We start from the raw sequence: 15719 nt of genomic DNA on the forward strand, positions 1-15719 counted from the left end.
ATTGCTTGGTGGCTATAGCGTCTGTGACCCACCCGATCCCATCCCGAACTCGGCCGTGAAACCAGACCGCGCCAATGGTACTATCGCTCAAGCGATGGAAGAGTAGGTCGTCGCCAGGCATTGAAGCCCGTGCACACACAACCCATTCACAATGCAATGCACCCTGGCGCGGGGTGGAGCAGCCCGGTAGCTCGTCAGGCTCATAACCTGAAGGTCACAGGTTCAAATCCTGTCCCCGCAACCAAACACCAAAGGCCGCTTGGTCTAACGACCTCGCGGGCTTTGTTGCGTCCGGGGCATGGGCCAGCCCGAGCTAAAGCAGGGCCGCTTGAGGCGCCCATCCGACCTTCGACGCTGTGGCCTGATCGCAGGCACCCCGCCACTCACCCCCACGCGCCCCGCTCCCCCACAAAGCGCACCCAACTGGACCCCGGCCTCCGCCGGGGTACGAAAAGGGCTGTCTGGAGGCGGGGGCGCCTTGGATCTCGGGCGCCTTGGGCAACTCTAGCGATCTAGCGGCCTAGTGGTCCGCGCAGAGTTGGCGAAGATCCTCAAGCACTGCTGCGGCCGGCCGACCAACTGCGGGAAGCGGCTAGCGGTGGGCTGGGGCGGTGCTGTTGCGGATCACGAGTTCGTGGGTGAGCGTCAGCTGGCGGCGGGCGGGCGTGGTGCCGCGCAGGATGTCGACCAGCAGTTCGACGGCGCGCTGGCCGATCAGGCCCTTGGGCTGGGCGACCGTGCTGAGCGGCGGCGAGAAGAAGCGGGCGAGCGGCAGGTCGTCGAAGCCGATCACCGAGACCTGGTCGGGACAGGAGAGCCCCGCCTGCGCGATCGCGCTGATCGCCCCCATCGCCATCTCGTCGCTGAAGCAGAAGATCGCAGTGACTCCGCCCGCAACCAGTTCTCCCGCGCGCTGGAAGGCGGAGGCGGCGGAATAGTCGCCGGCGCGCAGCTGCAGCTGGTCGCCGAGGCCGTGGCGGTCGGCCGCGCGCAGTGCGCCCGTCAGGCGATCGCGGCTGATCGGGCTGATCGCCGGGCCGGTGATGACGCCGATGTCGCGGTGCCCGAGCGCGATCAGATGCTCGATCGCGTCGCTGCTGGCGGCCGCGTTGTCGATGTGGACGCTCGGCACGCCGATGTCGGGGCTGTACTCACAGCCGTTGACGATCGGCGCTGCCGTCCCCTGGGCGGCGAGCAGCGGCGCGAGGCTGGCGGGCAGGCGGTGGCCGAGGAACACCAGCCCGTCGACCTCGCGGCGCGAGAGCATGTCGGCGTACTGATCCTCCACCTCCGGATCGTGGCGGGTGTCGCCCACCACCACCGAATAGCCGGCATCACGCGCCGCCTCTTCCGCGCCGCGGATGACGCTGGCGAAGAAGGGATTGGAGATGTCCGGGACGGTCAGCAGGATCTTGGCGGCGCGCAGCGTGCGCAGACTGCGCGCGGCGACGTTGGGCTGGTAGCCGAGCGCATCCACGGCATCGAGCACGCGCCGGCGCGTCTGTTCGGCCACGCGCGCAGGCTGGCTGAGCACGCGCGACACCGTCGCGGTGGAGACCCCGGCGACGGCGGCGACCTGGATGATCGTCGTCATCCCCGCTTCATGTCGCCTGCGGCCAAGCGTGTCGATAGGGGTGATGTAATCCTTTACATGCCGGTTCGCGCTGTTAGGCTGCCCCCAAGAGCAGGAAAACTGCAGCGGAGGGGATGAGCGCATGGTCGCTGCCGAAGGGACGTTGACGGGTGACGTGCGCCCGGCGTCGGGAATGCTGACGGGGCGGCTGAGCGCCCTGATGTTCATGCAGTTCTTCGTCTGGGGCGCGTGGAACGTGACCCTGGGCCTGGTGATGCAGACGGTCGGCATCGGCAACCTGATCGCCAACGCCTTTTCCGTGGGGCCGATCGCCTCGATCGTGGGCTCCTTCCTGCTCGGCATGGCGGCCGCGCGCTACTTCAGCCCCAAGATGCTGATGGTGATCCTGCACCTGGTGGGCGGCGTGCTGCTGTTCGTGCTGCCGTCGCTGGTGACGCCCGAGCATGGCGACAGCTTCGTCTGGCTGCTGCTGGGCTACATGATCCTCTACATGCCGACCGTGGGCCTGGCGAACACCATCGCCCTCAAGAGCTTCGGCGAGCGGGTCGACCGCTTTCCGTTCGTGCGCGCGTTCGGCACGCTGGGCTGGATCGCGGCCGGGCTCATCATCGGCTGGGCGGGCCTGTCGGCGAGCCCGCAGATCTTCACCATCGCCGCGGTCGTCTCGATCGCGCTCGGACTCTACAGCGTCACCCTCCCCAATGTGGAGGCGGACGCCCCGCGCGACGAGAGCGTGATCCGCCAGGTGCTGTGCGTCGAGGCGTTCGGCCTGATGCGCCAGCGCTCGTTCCTGATCTTCATCGCCTGCGCGACGCTGATCTCGATCCCGCTGGCGATGTATTACGCCTATGCCTCCGCCTATATCGGTACGGCCGGTATCGAGAACGTCGGTGGCACCATGTCGATCGGGCAGATGTCCGAGCTCGCCTTCATGTTCTCCATGCCGTGGCTCTATCGCCGCTTCGGGGTGAAGCCGCTGCTGCTGGTGGGCATGATCGCCTGGGCGGTGCGCTATGCGCTGTTCGCGATCGGTGACGGCGGTGACTCGCTGTGGGCGATCTACCTGGGCGTGGCGCTGCACGGCGTGTGCTACGACTTCTTTTTCGTGGCGGGCGCGATCTACACCGGCATCATCGCGTCGCCCAAGGGCGTCAACGCGCAGGCGCAGGGGATGCTGACGCTGTTCACCTATGGGGTGGGCATGCTGCTGGGCTCGCAGATCGGCGGGCTGCTCTATGCCCAGCTGCCCGAGACGCCGAGCGTCGCCGACTGGCAGCACATGTGGTGGTACCCCGCGATCGCGGCGGCGGTGGTCGCGATCCTGTTCCAGATCAGCTTCCGCGACGAGACCAAGGGAGAGGCGCGCGCATGACCGCGATGAAGGGGCCGGGCATCTTCCTGGCGCAGTTCCTGGGCGACACCGCGCCGTTCGACACGCTCGACGGGCTCGCCGAATGGGCGGCGGACCTGGGCTTCGTGGGCGTGCAGATCCCGTGCGACCCGCGGCTGATCGACCTGAAGACCGCGGCCGAGAGCAAGGACTATTGCGACGACCTGCGCGGGCGGCTCGCACGGTTCGGGATCGAGCCGACCGAATTGTCGACGCATCTCCAGGGGCAGCTGGTGGCGGTGCACCCGGCCTATGACGCGCTGTTCGACGGTTTCGCGCCGCCCGAGGTGCACGGCAGGCCCGCCGCGCGCCAGGCCTGGGCGGTCGAGCAGGTGACGCTGGCGGCCAGGGCGAGCGCCAACCTGGGGCTGTCGGCGCATGCGACCTTCTCCGGTGCGCTCGCCTGGCCCTATGTCTATCCCTGGCCGCAGCGGCCCGCCGGGCTGGTCGAGGAGGCGTTTGCCGAACTGGCGCGGCGCTGGACCCCGATCCTGGACGCGTTCGAGGATGCGGGCGTCGACTGTGCGTTCGAGGTCCACGCCGGCGAGGACATTCACGACGGCGCGTCCTGGGAGCGGTTCCTGGAAGCGCTTGACGGGCACCCCCGCGCGCGCCTCCTGTTCGATCCGTCGCACTATGTGCTGCAGCAGCTGGACTATCTCGACTTCATCGACCGCTATCACGACCGGATTGCGTGCTTCCATGTGAAGGACGCCGAGTTCAACCCGAGCGGTCGGTCGGGCGTCTATGGCGGCTATGAGAGCTGGGTGAACCGGGCCGGGCGCTTCCGCTCGACCGGGGACGGCCAGGTCGACTTCGTCGGCGTGTTCAGCAAGCTTGCCCAATATGGCTACAAAGGCTGGGCGGTGCTGGAGTGGGAATGCGCGCTCAAGCGTTCCGAGGACGGGGCGCGCGAAGGCGCACCGTTCATTCGCGACCACATCATCCGCGTGACCGAGCGCCCGTTCGACGACTTCGCGGCGAGCGGCGTCGATCGGGCCGCCATCCGATCGCTGCTGGGCCTGAAGGAAGGCGACGCGTGATGCGGCAGCCGCTCCGGCTCGGCATGGTGGGTGGCGGCGAGGGCGCGTTCATCGGCGCCGTGCATCGCATGGCCGCCGCGCTCGACGGCGACTGGCGGCTGACCGCGGGCGCGTTCAGCACCGATGCGGGGCGGAACAGCCGCACCGGCGAGCAGCTGGGGCTCGATCCCGCGCGCGTCTATGACTCGCTCGATGCCCTGCTGGCAGGCGAGCGTGCGCTGCCGGCCGAGGTGCGCATCGATGCGCTGGCGATCGTGACGCCGAACCACCTCCACGCGCCGATGGCGATCGCCGCGCTGGAGGCGGGCTTCCACGTGTTCTGCGAAAAGCCGATGGCGATGAGCGTCGCCGAGGCGGAGGCGATCGCGGCGGCGGCCGAGGCGAGCGGGCGCAAGTTCGCGCTGGCCTTCACCTACAGCGGCTATGCGCTGGTCGAGGAGGCGCGCGCCCGGATCGCGCGCGGCGACCTGGGCGCGATCCGGTTGGTGCAGGTCGAGTATCTGCAGGGCTGGCTGAGCGCGCCGATCGACGAGGCCGGCAACAAGCAGGCCGAGTGGCGCACCGACCCGGCGCGCGCCGGGATCGGCGGCTGCCTGGGCGACATCGCCACCCATGCGTTCCAGCTGGCCGAGCATGTGTCGGGGCTGCGCGCCGAGGCGGTGGCGGCGGACCTGACCATCCATGTGCCAGGACGGCGGCTCGACGACGACGTGAGCGCGCTGCTGCGCTTCGACGGCGGCGCGCGCGGCACGCTGAAGGCGAGCCAGGTCGCGGCCGGCGAGGAAAACGGCCTGAAGCTGCGCATCCATGGCGAGCGCGGCGGGCTGGAATGGGCGCAGATGGAGCCCAACACGCTGACGCTGCGCTGGCTGGACCGGCCGGCGGAGATCTTGCGCGCGGGCGGGCCGGGCTTGAGCGACGGTGCGAGCGGGCTGCTGCGCACGCCCGCCGGGCATCCCGAGGGCTATGTCGAGGCGTTCGCCAACCTCTACCGCGGCTTTGCCGCGGCGTTGCGCGGCGAGGGGGAGCGGTGGTTCCCCGGCGTCGGCGACGGGCTCCGCACCATGAAATTCGTCGAGGCCGTGGTCGCCAATGCGGCCTCGGACCGGAAGTGGACCAGCATCGATCCGGGAGAGAGTGTATGAAGCGTATCATCAGCCTGGGGGCGGCGGCAGCGATGCTGGCCGTCACCGCGGCACCTGCCGTCGCGCAGACCGCGCCGCCGCCGGCCTTTGCCGCCTGCAAGGCGTGCCACACGGTGGACAAGGGCGGCCGCAACGGCGTCGGCCCGAACCTGAACGGCGTGGTCGGCCGGCCCGCGGCTGCGGTGCCGGGCTTCAACTATTCCAACGCCATGAAGGCGTCGAAGCTGCGCTGGGACGAGGCGACGCTGGACCAGTTCCTGGCCGCCCCGACCAAGAAGGTGCCGGGCACGCGCATGCCGATCGGCATGGCCGACGCCGCCAAGCGCAAGGCGATCATCGCGTTCCTGAAGGCGCAGGGCGGCAAATGATCGGGCGGGGGGCATGACGGTCTCGCGTCGCACCGTGCTGGCTGCCGGCGCGGTTGCGCCGCTCGCGGCGAGCGCCGGACTGGCGCAGGGCGGCGGCGGCTCCAACGCCGCCCGCTTTTCGCTCGGCTATGCGCCGCACGAGGGCAGCTTCGCCAGCCGCGGCGGCCTGCTCGAGCAGATCGCCTATGCCGCCGACCAGGGCTTCACCGCCTGGGAAGACAATGAGGCGCGCAGCCGGCCGATCGCGGAACAGCAGCGCATGGCTAAGGCGCTGCAGCAGCGCGGCATGACCATGGGCGTGTTCGTCGCCAGCATGCCGAAATGGTCGCAGTCGCGGCCGCTGCTGGGTGCCAACGACGGGGCCGAGCGCGAGGCGTTCCTGGCCGACGTCCGCAGCGCCATCGACGTCGCCAAGCGGCTGAATGCCACGCGGATGACGGTCGTCACCGGCTTTATGGACCCTAAAGTGCCGGTGGAGATCCAGACCGCGCGGGTGATCGACGTCATGCGCCGCGCCGGCGACATCGTCGCGCCCCACGGCATCGCGATGGTGATGGAGCCGCTCAACACGCGCACCAACCATCCCGGCGTCTACATGCAGAGCATCGCCCAGGGCTATGCCGTGGCGCGCGGCGCCAACAGCCCGGGCGTGAAGATCCTGGCAGACCTCTATCACGAGCAGATCCAGTCCGGGAACCTGATCCCGGTGATGGACGCCTGCTGGAGCGAGATCGGCTATATCCAGTTCGGCGACAATCCCGGGCGCAACGAGCCCGGCACCGGCGAGATCCATTACGCCAACATCGTCCGGTGGCTGCGCCAGCGCCGCTGCGCCGGCGTGATCGGCATGGAACACGGCAACTCGGTCAAGGGCCGCGCGGGCGAGGACCGGCTGATCGCCGCCTATCGGGAAATCGACGCACAATAAGAAGGGGAGGGACGAATGCTCCGCACCACGGGAGGAGAGGCCAAGTGATCGATCGCAGAACGGCGCTTGCCGGCGTCGTCACGATGTTCGGGGCAGGGCTGTTCGCGCCGATCGCGCGCGCGGCCGGTGCGGCTCAGGCATCGCGGGTGCCGGTGATCTCCGACGGCCCGCCGAGCACGGCGGTGTTCACGCCGGACCAGCGCGCGCTGGTGACGGCGCTGAGCGAGCGGATCATCCCGACCACCGACACGCCGGGCGCGATCGCCGCGGGCGTGCCGATGTTCATCGAAAAGCTGCTCGCCGACTGGGGCGTCCCGGACGATCGCAAGCCGATCCTGGCCGGGCTCGACGCGGTCGAAGCCCGCAGCCTGAAGGACTATAAGGTCTCTGCCGCCAAGGCGACGCCCGAGCAGCAGGATGCGCTGCTGACGCTGGCGATGAACGGCCAGATCGCGGGCGGCAAGGACTTCTTCGAGGCGATGCGCCAGATGGTGATCACCGGCTATTACACGTCGGAGATCGGCATCACCCAGGAGCGCGAATATCTGCCGGTGCCGGGCGAATACAACGGCGCCTTCCCCTATTCCCAAGTCAACAAGGTCTACAGCGCATGATCAGCCGCCGTACCCTCCTCGCGGGCGCCGGGGGCGCCGCGGCCCTCGCCCTGTCGGACCGGATCGTTCCGGCCGCCCATGCCGCCCAGATCCCGGCCGTGGGGCTCCAGCTCTATACCGTGCGCGAGCTCTTCCAGAAGGACCCGGTGGCGACGCTGGGACAGGTGGCGCGCATCGGCTATCGCGAAGTCGAGTTCGGCGGCGGCGGCTATGACGCGATGGACCATGCGCTGCTGCGCCGGACGATGGACCGGCTGGGGCTGCGCGCGCCGTCGGTGCACATCGGCTATGACGCGCTGCTCGGCCAGTTCGAGCGATCGGTGACCATGGCGAAGACCTTGGGCGCCGACACGGTGGTGCTGCCGTACATGACGGACCAGCACCGCACGGAAGCCGGGTGGAAGGCGGCGCTGCCCAACATCGCGCGGTTCGGCGCCGATCTGAAGAAGGCGGGGCTGGGCTTTGCCTATCACAACCACGACTTCGAATTCACGGTGAAGCCGGGCGGCAAGAGCCTGTTCGACCGGCTGATCGAGGAGACCGACCCGTCGCTGGTGCAGGTGGAGCTCGACCTCTACTGGGCAGCACACGCGGGCGAGGACGTGGCCGGGCTGATCGAGCGGCTGAACCGCCGCATCTATGCCTATCACGTCAAGGACATGCGCGCCGACCGCAGCATGACCGCCGTAGGCCAGGGCAAGACCGACTTCGCCGCGCTGTTCCGCCTGAAGGGAAGCGCCGGGGTCCGCCACTTCTATGTCGAGAACGACGAGGCGCCCGCGCCCTATCTTCCGGACATCACCACCAGCTTCAAGACGCTCCGCGCGCTGCGGTTCTGAGCACGTACGGGCAGGGGAACAACATCATGGCTTCGACCAACAGGTTCGACGCGATCGTCATCGGATCGGGCGTGAGCGGAGGCTTCGCCGCCAAGGAACTGACCGAAAAGGGACTGCGCGTCCTGATGCTCGACCGGGGCGTCATGGTCGAGCACGGCGAGGGCTATCCGTACGACGGCAAGCCCGCGTTCGAGGTGCCGGCGCGCAACATCATGCCCAAGCCGGTGATGGACAGCAATTACTTCATCGCGCGCCACGGCTATGTGCAGCCCAGCAACCAGCGCTTCTACAACGACGACCGGCAGAACCCCTATGCCTATGACGAGGGGGAGAAATTCTACTGGATCCGTCCGGGCGCGGTGGGCGGCAAGTCGCTGATCTGGGGCCGGTGGAGCTTCCGCTGGGCACCCGAGGACTTCGAGGCGAACAAGCGCGACGGCATCGATGGCGTGTGGCCGATCGGCTATGACGACGTCGCGCCCTGGTACAGCTATGTCGAGAAATATGTCGGCGTGTCCGGCTCGCGCGAGAACCTGCCCTATCTGCCGGACAGCGAGTTCCAGCCGCCGATGCCGATGAACGTCGCCGAGCAGTGGCTGAAGCAGCGGCTGGAGACGAAGTTCCCGGGCCGCAAGCTGATCCACACCCGCCTGTCCAACCTGACCGAGGACAAGCCCGAGCAGAACCGCACCAAGTGCCAGATGCGCAACCAGTGCAGCAACGGCTGCTCGTTCGGGGCCTATTTCTCGACCCAGGCGGTGACGCTGCCGGCGGCGCGCGCGACCGGGCGGCTGACGCTGCAGTCCGACGCGGTGGTGACCAACGTCGAATATGATCCCGCGCGCAAGCGGGTGACGGGGGTGCGCTATGTCGATGCCAAGACGGGCCAGGCGCAGACGGTGTCGGCCGATCTGGTGTTCGTCTGCGCATCGGCCATGGCGTCGGTCCAGATCCTGATGAACTCGCGCGCGCCGGGAAGCGAGCGCAGCCATTTCGACAGCAGCGGGACGCTGGGCCGCTATGTGATGGACCATATCTTCCGCGTGGGCGTGTCGGGCGAGATCCCCGGCATGACCGACCTGATCGAATATGGCCGGCGGCCGGGCGGCGTCTATATCCCGCGTTTCCGCAACATCGGCGGCGAGGAGGGCGTCGGGTTCAAGCGCGGCTATGGCTATCAGGGCAGCGCCAGCCGCGACCCGTCGCCGCCGGTCGGCTTCGGCGCGTCGATGAAGCAGGGCCTGCGCCGCTATGCGCCGTGGAAGTTCAGCATGGGCGCGTTCGGCGAATGCCTGCCGTACAAGGACAATCGCGTCTCGCTCCACGCCAGCAAGGTGGACCGGTTCGGGATACCGCTGATGCGGTTCGACGTGCGCTTCCGCGACAACGAGCTCAAGATGATGGCGGACGCGCGGGTGCAGGGCGAGGCGATGCTGAAGGGCGCCGGCCTCCTCAACGTGCGCAGCTGGGAGGGCGAGCATGTGCCCGGCGACGCCATCCACGAGATGGGCGGCGCGCGCATGGGCGCCGATCCCCGCACCTCGGTGTTGAACGGCTGGAACCAGGCGCATGACGCGTCCAACCTCTATGTGACCGACGGCGCGCAGATGGCGTCGGCCTCCTGCGTCAACCCGTCGCTGACCTACATGGCGATGACCGCGCGCGCGGCGGACCATGCGGTGAAGCAGCTGCGGGCGTAACCGGCAGCGCCCCGGGGGATTGCCCCCGGGGCGCTGCGCCTGACCGCGAGAGGCTTTGCGCGTGCTGCTGCGGGTCGGGTCCGCCCCAGGCGGGGCCTAGCCTCCGAACAGCTGCGCCAGGTGCACGTCAACGCGCAGGCCCAGCACCACGGCGTCCGGAATGTCGGTCTTGCGGCTGGTCGCGTAGATCGGGTCCGGATTGATGACATATTGGACGTTGGGCATGATCCGGAGCCCGGGCAGCGCCGCCCAGCCATAGTTCAGTTCGGTGATGATTTCGTTCGGCTCGGGCGAGCCGGTGCCGCCCGCCTTGGCGCGCAGGTCGCGGAGATAGGCGATCTGCTGGTCGCTGAAATGCGTGTTGGTGACGAGCAGGCCGATCGTGTCGTTGTCGCGCCCCTTGAACGTCCCGGTCTTCACGAACCCCGCCGAGGCGAACCAGTCGATCGACTGGACGTTGCCGGCGTTGAGGAAGAAGCGGCCGAACAGCGCCAGGTTGCGCTTGCTGGCGCCTTGCGCGCGCGACACCGTCTGGTCCGCCATCGCATACAGGCCCAGCCGGTTGCCGCCGCGCCCGGCGCGGGGAAGGCCGCTCAGCGCCGCGGAATTGCCGTTCGCGTCATAATAGGGGCTCTGGCCCCCGTCGGTGTTGAGGTAGAAGCCCAGCCGATAGCGACGCGGCAGGCGCTCCTGCGCGAAGCTGGTCTGGTAGCCGACTTCGCCGGGGATCAGCACGCCCGTCCCCTTGCCGAGCGAGAAGTCGAGCCCGCCCTTGCCCTTGGCGTTGAGGTCGTTGTTGTATTCGAAGGCGCCGGTCTGGACGTACCAGCGGTCGTCGATCGCGTAGCGCGCCTTGGCCGCCCAGGAGGAGTTCGGATAGGCGGTGATGCCGATGTCGCTGATCGCGCCATAGGCGGTGAGGCAGCTGGTGTTGCTCATGAACGCGCAGTTGAGCGGCGAGTTGTTGAAATAGCTGTTCACCGCCGCGCGCCCAACCATCAGGTTGAGCTTGCCGAAGTCGTGCTCGATGTTGAGCTGGGTGAGGCGGGGGCCGGAGACGGGCCGCCACGTCTGCTGGAAGCTGATCGAGTTGCCGATCGAATCCCGGCCCAGGCTGTCGCCGGTGAACCAAGCGCCCTGGACGTGGAGCTTGGTGTCGGACCAGCCGAGCGCCTTTTCGAGATCGATGTCGGCAGCGGCCATCACCCAGTGCGATTCCGCGCTGCCGTGGCGCACGCCGCCGATCGGATTGGCGGCGACGTTGCCGACGAAGTCGAGCGTGAGATCGACGCCCTGGTCGTTGAGCGAGCGCAGCGCCTTGCCGATGGCGTTGTTCCGCTGGAACCGCGCGAAGCCGGTGGGCGCCTTGCTCTGGTCGGCGGGGGCGGCCTGCTTGGCACCGGGGGAGAAAGCGGCGGCGGCATCGCGGCCGCTCTCGCGCTCGCCCTCGCCGGTCAGCGGCGGCGCGCTGGTGGTGGGGGCGGCGGTGGCGGGCACGTCGCGCGTGTCGGGCGGCAGCGGCGCCGCCTGCGCCTGTCCGGCGAGCAGCAGCGCGGCGGCGGTGGTGGTCAGAACGGGCATCGGAATCTCCTGTCCGGCCGCGTTCGCGCCGCGGCCGGTTATCATGGTCGTCGCAGCCGGGATCAGGCGGCGGCGATGTCGTGCTTGGCGCGCAGCTTGCGCGTGCCGATGGTGGCGGCGAGGGTCCGCTCGTCGAGCTTGCCCTCCCACTTGGCGATCACGACGGTGGCGAGCGCATTGCCGATCAGGTTCACGAAGGTGAGCCCTTCGGCGAGGATGCGGTGGATGCCCAGGATCAGCGCGATGCTGGCGACCGGGATGACGCCCGTGGTGTTGAGCGTCGCGGCCAGCACGACGAAGGCCGCACCGGCGATGCCCGCCGCGCCCTTGGACGTGAGCAGCAGCACCGCGATCAGCGCCAGCTCGTGGCCGAAGGTCAGGTGGGTGTTGGTCGCCTGCGCCAGGAACACCGCGACGGTGGTGAGGTAGAGGCAGGTGCCGTCGAGGTTGAACGAATAGCCCGCCGGGATCACGAAGCCGACGACGCTTTCCTCGCAGCCGACCTTCTGCATCTTCTGGATGAGGCGCGGCAGCACCGTCTCGGTCGAGGTGGTGGCGGCGACCACGACGATCTCGTCCCACAGATAGCCGAGCAGGCGCCACAGGCTGACGCCGCACCACCAGGCCACCCCGCCCAGCACCACCCCGGTGAACAGGGCGCAGACGACGAAGAACTCCAGGATCAGCTCGCCCAGCGACAGCAGCGAGGCGGTACCGAACTGGCCGACGGTGAAGGCGATCGCGCCGAACGCGCCCAGCGGCGCGAAATACATGATGTAGCCGATGATCCGGAAGAAGCCCTGCGACGCGCTGTCGATCACGTCGATGACGGGCTTCGCGCGCTCGCCGATGGAGGCGATGGCGATGCCGAACAGCACCGCCACGAACAGCACCTGCAGCACATGCGCCTCGGTCAGCGCGCTCACGAAGGTGTCGGGGATGATCGCCATGAGATAGCTGGTGATCGACTGGTCGTGGGCGGAGGCGACATAGCCCTGGATCGAGGCGGTGTCGATCGCGGCGGCGTCGATGTTCATGCCGGCGCCCGGCTGCCACAGGTTGACCGCGACCAGGCCGAAGACCAGCGCGATGATCGTGATCACCTCGAAATAGACGATCGACTTCAGCGCGACCCGGCCCACCGCGGTCATGTCGTTCATGCCGGCGATGCCGTGGACGACCGTCACGAAGATGATCGGGCCGATCATCATGCGGATCAGCTTGATGAAGGCGTCGCCGAACGGCTTCATCGCGACGGCGGTGCCGGGTGCGAAGTGGCCGAGCAGGATGCCGATCACCGTGCCGGCGAGCACCTGGAACCACAGCTGGCCCAGGATGCCGAACCGTCCGGCCCGCTTCGTCGTCTCTCCTATGCTTGTCATTCTTTTTATCTCTCGTTGGGGCGGCGGGCGGCGGTTCAGCCGAACAACATGCCGTCGAACAATTTGCGGGCGGTGCGCAGCATGGCCGCGCCGGTGATCGTGCCGCGCTCGTCCACGTCGATCACGCAGCCGGTGGCGCCGGTCGGATGCTCGACGTCGAGCGTCTTGGACCGGCCCTCCGGCACCACCGCCAGCGCGTGCGCGGGCGATCCGTCGATCAGGCAGGCGGTGGCGACGCTGACCGCGCCCAGCACGCCGATCGAGGCGTGGCAACGGTGCGGGATGAAGGAGCGCACGCTGATGGCGCCGCCGTGTTGCGCGGCGGCGACCAGCATCATCTTGGGCACCGATTGGTCGGCGACATCGCCCAGGTTCATCATCGGCCCCGCCTCCAGCCGGATCGCCTCGATCCGCGCCTTGAGCGACTCGTCGGCGTCGAGGGTCTCGCGATCCTCATAGCCGGTGATGCCGACATCGGCGGCGCGCAGCACCACGCAGGGCATGCCGTTGTCGATCAGCGTGGTCTCCACGCCCCCGATCACGTCCACGGCGTTGCCGGTGGGGAGCAGCGCGCCGCAGCTGGAGCCGGCGATGTCGGCAAAGGCGAGCGGCACCGGGGCGGCGGTGCCGGGCACGCCGTCGATGCGGGCGTCGCCTTCATAGGTGACGGTGCCGCCGGGGGTGCGGACGGTCGCGGTGGCGAGCTTGCCGGTGTTGACCATGAAGATCGAGACCGGGGTCTCGCCGTCCTGCGCCTCGACCAGCCCGCGCTCGATCGCGAACGGGCCGACGGCGGCCAGCATGTTGCCGCAGTTCTGCGCATCGGTGACGATCGCCTGGTCGACGAACACCTGGAGGAACAGATAGTCGACCTCGGCACCTGCGTGGGCCGAGCGGGAGACGACCGCGACCTTGGACGTCAGCGGGTCGGCGCCGCCCATGCCGTCGATCTGGCGCGGATCGGGCGAGCCGAAGGCGCGCAGCAGGAAGGCGTCGCGTGCGGCCGGGTCGGCGGGCAGGTCTTCGGCGAGGAAGAAGCCGCCCTTGGACGTGCCGCCGCGCATCCACATCGCGCGAATGCCCTCAGACATAGCGAAGGCCCTTCTGTTCCAGCCGCTCGCGCATCGCATAAATGTCGAGGCCGAGTTCGCCCTTGGCCAGCCGCTCGCGCTTCTCGGCTTCCTTCGCCTCGCGCGCCTGCGCCTTTTCGAGCACCGCCGCGGCATCGGCGCGGCGGACCACGCAGACGCCGTCGTCGTCGGCGACGATCACGTCGCCCGCGTTCACCAGCTCGCCCGCGCACACGATCGGCACGTTGACCGATCCCAGCGTCTCCTTGACCGTGCCCTGTGCCGAGATCGCGCGCGACCAGACGGGGAAGCCCATCTCGGTCAGGTCGCGCACGTCGCGCACGCCCGCGTCGATCACCAGCCCGCGGCAGCCGCGCGCCAAGGCGGAGGTGGCGAGCAGGTCGCCGAAATAGCCGTCCTCGCACGGGGAGGTCGGCGCCACCACCAGGATATCGCCTTCTTTCAATTGCTCGATGGCGACGTGCATCATCCAATTGTCGCCCGGCGGCACCGACACGGTGACCGCACAGCCGGCGATGCGGGCGCCGGAATAGATGGGGCGCAGGCGGCTGCCGAGCAGGCCGATGCGGCCCTGCGCCTCGTGCACGGTCGCGACGCCGGCATGGGCGAAACCGGCGACGACGGCCGGATCGGCGCGTTCTACGGTGGTGACGACGCTGGGCATCCTGGCTCCTTCGACAAACTCGTTGCGCCGCTCTCTAGGCCGCCGTTCCGCAATCGGGGACGTGGATTTGCGCACGAGCCATAAGCTGTGCTGAAGTGTGTCACATGATCGCATTTGCTCAGATGAACCTGCGGCACCTGGATGCGGTGGCGCAGGCGGCGCGGCTGGGAAGCATCAGCGCCGCGTCCCAGGCCATGAACCTGTCGCAGCCGGCGCTGACCCAGGCGGTGGCCAAGGTCGAGGCGCAGCTGGGCCACGCAATGTTCGACCGTCAGCCGGGCGGCGTGAGCCCCACCGAGGCCGGGCGGCTGATGACGGCGCGGATCGAGCGGGCGCTCGGCTATGTGGCGCGCGGCGGGCATCGCGTGCGGCGGGGCGCGCGCCTGCCGCCGCTGCCGCGGGTGGAACGGCGGATCACGCTCGGGCAGCTGCGCGCGCTGATCGCGGTGGACGAGGCGGGGAGCTTCGCGCTCGCCTCCACCCGCACCGGCATGTCGCAGCCGGCGCTGCATCGTGCCGCGCGGGAACTGGAGCAGCTGCTGGGCGTGCCGCTGCTCACCCGGCAGGGGCGCACGGTGCAGCCGACCCGGGCGGCGGTGCGGCTGCTGCGCTTCGCCAGGCTGGCGCGTGCCGAGCTGCAGGCGGGCGTGGATGAGCTGGAGGCGCTGCGCAACCAGGGGGCGGGGCGCGTCACCGTCGGCACCATGCCGCTCGCGCGCGCGATCCTCCTTCCGCAGACGCTGGCGCGCTTCGCCCGCGCCTATCCGGGTGCGTCGGTGAACGTGGTCGAGGGGCCGTATCTGGAGATGCTGGGGGCGCTTCGGCAGGGCGACCTGGACCTGCTGGTTGGGGCGATGCGCGATCCCCTGCCGGTGGGCGACGTGGTGCAGGTGCCGCTGTTCCTGGACGATCCGGTGATCGTCGGGCGCGCCGGGCATCCGCTGCGCGCCGAGCCCGGCTTCGCATTCGAACGGCTATTGGATTTCCCGTGGGTCATCGCCGCGGAAGGGGCGCCGGTGCGCGCGCGCTGGGAGCGGATGTTCGTCGATCGCGGGCTGGAGCCGCCGCGGCTGCGGATCGAGTGCGGATCGGTGCTGGTGCTGCGGGGACTGATGCTGGAGGACGACTGGCTGACGCTGATGTCGCGCGACCAGTTCCTGTTCGAGCAGCGCGCGGGGCTGCTGGCCGAGATCGCCGGCGCGGGCGAGACGCTGCGCCGAAGCATCGGCCTCACTCACCGGGACGACTGGCACCCGACGCAGCTGCAACGCGCGTTCGTGGCACTGTTCCGGGAGGTGTGCGCGGACTGGACTTCCGGAAAAGCAATGGAGAGCCAACCGTTCCGATATGCCTGACGAGCCAAGGCGCACTAGCTCGGGA

14 protein-coding genes, 1 tRNA gene and 1 rRNA gene are annotated in these 15719 nt (G+C 69.1%); 11 read left to right on the forward strand and 5 right to left on the reverse strand.

Features of this window, described 5'->3' with window-relative positions; genetic code table 11:
- Nucleotides 1-4: 4 nt before the first annotated feature.
- Both rrf and VPH46_RS14695 read left to right on the forward strand, forming a co-directional pair.
- A 5S ribosomal RNA gene (gene rrf, locus VPH46_RS14690) occupies nucleotides 5-119 on the forward strand.
- 48 nt (nucleotides 120-167) lie between these two features.
- A tRNA-Met gene (locus tag VPH46_RS14695) sits at nucleotides 168-244 on the forward strand.
- Between the two features lie 348 nt (nucleotides 245-592).
- Here VPH46_RS14695 and VPH46_RS14700 read toward each other — a convergent pair.
- On the reverse strand, nucleotides 593-1594 hold the full coding sequence (locus VPH46_RS14700; RefSeq protein ID WP_416612377.1) for a LacI family DNA-binding transcriptional regulator: 1002 nt from the start codon (nucleotides 1592-1594) through the stop codon (nucleotides 593-595).
- Nucleotides 1595-1715: 121 nt separating this feature from the next.
- Here VPH46_RS14700 and VPH46_RS14705 point away from each other — a divergent pair, with 121 nt between their 5' ends.
- The 8 genes from VPH46_RS14705 to VPH46_RS14740 are packed head-to-tail and all read left to right on the forward strand — an operon-like array spanning nucleotide 1716 to nucleotide 9621.
- Nucleotides 1716-2966, forward strand: a complete 1251-nt coding sequence (locus tag VPH46_RS14705) for an MFS transporter (RefSeq protein ID WP_416612379.1) — start codon at nucleotides 1716-1718, stop codon at nucleotides 2964-2966.
- Complete coding sequence (locus VPH46_RS14710) at nucleotides 2963-4027, forward strand: sugar phosphate isomerase/epimerase family protein (protein ID WP_416612381.1); 1065 nt, start codon at nucleotides 2963-2965, stop codon at nucleotides 4025-4027. The genes VPH46_RS14705 and VPH46_RS14710 overlap by 4 nt, the downstream gene beginning before the upstream one ends.
- On the forward strand, nucleotides 4027-5172 hold the full coding sequence (locus VPH46_RS14715) for a Gfo/Idh/MocA family protein (RefSeq protein WP_416612383.1): 1146 nt from the start codon (nucleotides 4027-4029) through the stop codon (nucleotides 5170-5172). Before VPH46_RS14710 ends, VPH46_RS14715 begins: the two co-directional genes overlap by 1 nt.
- The gene (locus VPH46_RS14720) at nucleotides 5169-5540 is read left to right on the forward strand and encodes a c-type cytochrome (RefSeq protein WP_125961338.1); all 372 of its coding nucleotides are present in this window, start codon (nucleotides 5169-5171) and stop codon (nucleotides 5538-5540) included. Before VPH46_RS14715 ends, VPH46_RS14720 begins: the two co-directional genes overlap by 4 nt.
- 13 nt (nucleotides 5541-5553) lie before the next feature.
- Nucleotides 5554-6468 carry a hydroxypyruvate isomerase family protein gene (locus VPH46_RS14725; RefSeq protein WP_416612385.1) on the forward strand — a complete coding sequence of 305 codons (915 nt, stop codon included), beginning with the start codon at nucleotides 5554-5556 and terminating at the stop codon, nucleotides 6466-6468.
- A 44-nt stretch (nucleotides 6469-6512) separates the two neighbouring features.
- Nucleotides 6513-7082: a gluconate 2-dehydrogenase subunit 3 family protein gene (locus VPH46_RS14730; protein ID WP_416612387.1), complete on the forward strand. Its 570-nt coding sequence runs from the start codon at nucleotides 6513-6515 to the stop codon at nucleotides 7080-7082.
- Entirely contained in the window at nucleotides 7079-7921 is an 843-nt protein-coding gene (locus tag VPH46_RS14735; RefSeq protein WP_416612389.1) for a sugar phosphate isomerase/epimerase family protein, read from the forward strand. Before VPH46_RS14730 ends, VPH46_RS14735 begins: the two co-directional genes overlap by 4 nt.
- A gap of 26 nt (nucleotides 7922-7947) precedes the next feature.
- On the forward strand, nucleotides 7948-9621 hold the full coding sequence (locus tag VPH46_RS14740) for a GMC family oxidoreductase (protein ID WP_416612391.1): 1674 nt from the start codon (nucleotides 7948-7950) through the stop codon (nucleotides 9619-9621).
- A gap of 96 nt (nucleotides 9622-9717) precedes the next feature.
- On the opposite strand, the gene VPH46_RS14745 is transcribed toward VPH46_RS14740, so the two are convergent.
- The 4 genes from VPH46_RS14745 to VPH46_RS14760 form a co-directional block, all read right to left on the reverse strand.
- Nucleotides 9718-11202 (reverse strand): carbohydrate porin, encoded by a 1485-nt coding sequence (locus tag VPH46_RS14745; RefSeq protein WP_416612393.1) that lies wholly within the window; start codon nucleotides 11200-11202, stop codon nucleotides 9718-9720.
- Between the two features lie 62 nt (nucleotides 11203-11264).
- The gene (gene dctA / locus VPH46_RS14750) at nucleotides 11265-12584 is read right to left on the reverse strand and encodes a C4-dicarboxylate transporter DctA (protein ID WP_317893322.1); all 1320 of its coding nucleotides are present in this window, start codon (nucleotides 12582-12584) and stop codon (nucleotides 11265-11267) included.
- 35 nt (nucleotides 12585-12619) lie between these two features.
- Nucleotides 12620-13675: a 4-oxalomesaconate tautomerase gene (locus VPH46_RS14755; protein WP_416612395.1), complete on the reverse strand. Its 1056-nt coding sequence runs from the start codon at nucleotides 13673-13675 to the stop codon at nucleotides 12620-12622.
- A complete protein-coding gene (locus tag VPH46_RS14760; protein WP_416612397.1) occupies nucleotides 13668-14339 on the reverse strand; it encodes a 4-carboxy-4-hydroxy-2-oxoadipate aldolase/oxaloacetate decarboxylase in 672 nt (223 codons plus the stop codon). Before VPH46_RS14760 ends, VPH46_RS14755 begins: the two co-directional genes overlap by 8 nt.
- 104 nt (nucleotides 14340-14443) lie before the next feature.
- On the opposite strand from VPH46_RS14760, the gene VPH46_RS14765 reads away from it, so the two are divergent.
- On the forward strand, nucleotides 14444-15694 hold the full coding sequence (locus VPH46_RS14765) for a LysR family transcriptional regulator (RefSeq protein ID WP_416612399.1): 1251 nt from the start codon (nucleotides 14444-14446) through the stop codon (nucleotides 15692-15694).
- Nucleotides 15695-15719: the final 25 nt, after the last annotated feature.

The organism is Sphingomonas sp. MJ1 (PH-R8), assembly GCF_048058635.1.
In the GTDB taxonomy this organism is placed as follows: Bacteria; Pseudomonadota; Alphaproteobacteria; order Sphingomonadales; family Sphingomonadaceae; genus Sphingomonas.

What these genes read in the sequence shown, in the direction of transcription:
- VPH46_RS14700 (WP_416612377.1), bottom strand. Translation starts at nt 1,594, where the DNA reads ATGACGACGATCATCCAGGTCGCCGCCGTCGCCGGGGTCTCCACCGCG.
- VPH46_RS14705 (WP_416612379.1), top strand. Translation starts at nt 1,716, where the DNA reads ATGGTCGCTGCCGAAGGGACGTTGACGGGTGACGTGCGCCCGGCGTCG.
- VPH46_RS14710 (WP_416612381.1), top strand. Translation starts at nt 2,963, where the DNA reads ATGACCGCGATGAAGGGGCCGGGCATCTTCCTGGCGCAGTTCCTGGGC.
- VPH46_RS14715 (WP_416612383.1), top strand. Translation starts at nt 4,027, where the DNA reads ATGCGGCAGCCGCTCCGGCTCGGCATGGTGGGTGGCGGCGAGGGCGCG.
- VPH46_RS14720 (WP_125961338.1), top strand. Translation starts at nt 5,169, where the DNA reads ATGAAGCGTATCATCAGCCTGGGGGCGGCGGCAGCGATGCTGGCCGTC.
- VPH46_RS14725 (WP_416612385.1), top strand. Translation starts at nt 5,554, where the DNA reads ATGACGGTCTCGCGTCGCACCGTGCTGGCTGCCGGCGCGGTTGCGCCG.
- VPH46_RS14735 (WP_416612389.1), top strand. Translation starts at nt 7,079, where the DNA reads ATGATCAGCCGCCGTACCCTCCTCGCGGGCGCCGGGGGCGCCGCGGCC.
- VPH46_RS14740 (WP_416612391.1), top strand. Translation starts at nt 7,948, where the DNA reads ATGGCTTCGACCAACAGGTTCGACGCGATCGTCATCGGATCGGGCGTG.
- VPH46_RS14745 (WP_416612393.1), bottom strand. Translation starts at nt 11,202, where the DNA reads ATGCCCGTTCTGACCACCACCGCCGCCGCGCTGCTGCTCGCCGGACAG.
- dctA (WP_317893322.1), bottom strand. Translation starts at nt 12,584, where the DNA reads ATGACAAGCATAGGAGAGACGACGAAGCGGGCCGGACGGTTCGGCATC.
- VPH46_RS14755 (WP_416612395.1), bottom strand. Translation starts at nt 13,675, where the DNA reads ATGTCTGAGGGCATTCGCGCGATGTGGATGCGCGGCGGCACGTCCAAG.
- VPH46_RS14760 (WP_416612397.1), bottom strand. Translation starts at nt 14,339, where the DNA reads ATGCCCAGCGTCGTCACCACCGTAGAACGCGCCGATCCGGCCGTCGTC.
- VPH46_RS14765 (WP_416612399.1), top strand. Translation starts at nt 14,444, where the DNA reads ATGATCGCATTTGCTCAGATGAACCTGCGGCACCTGGATGCGGTGGCG.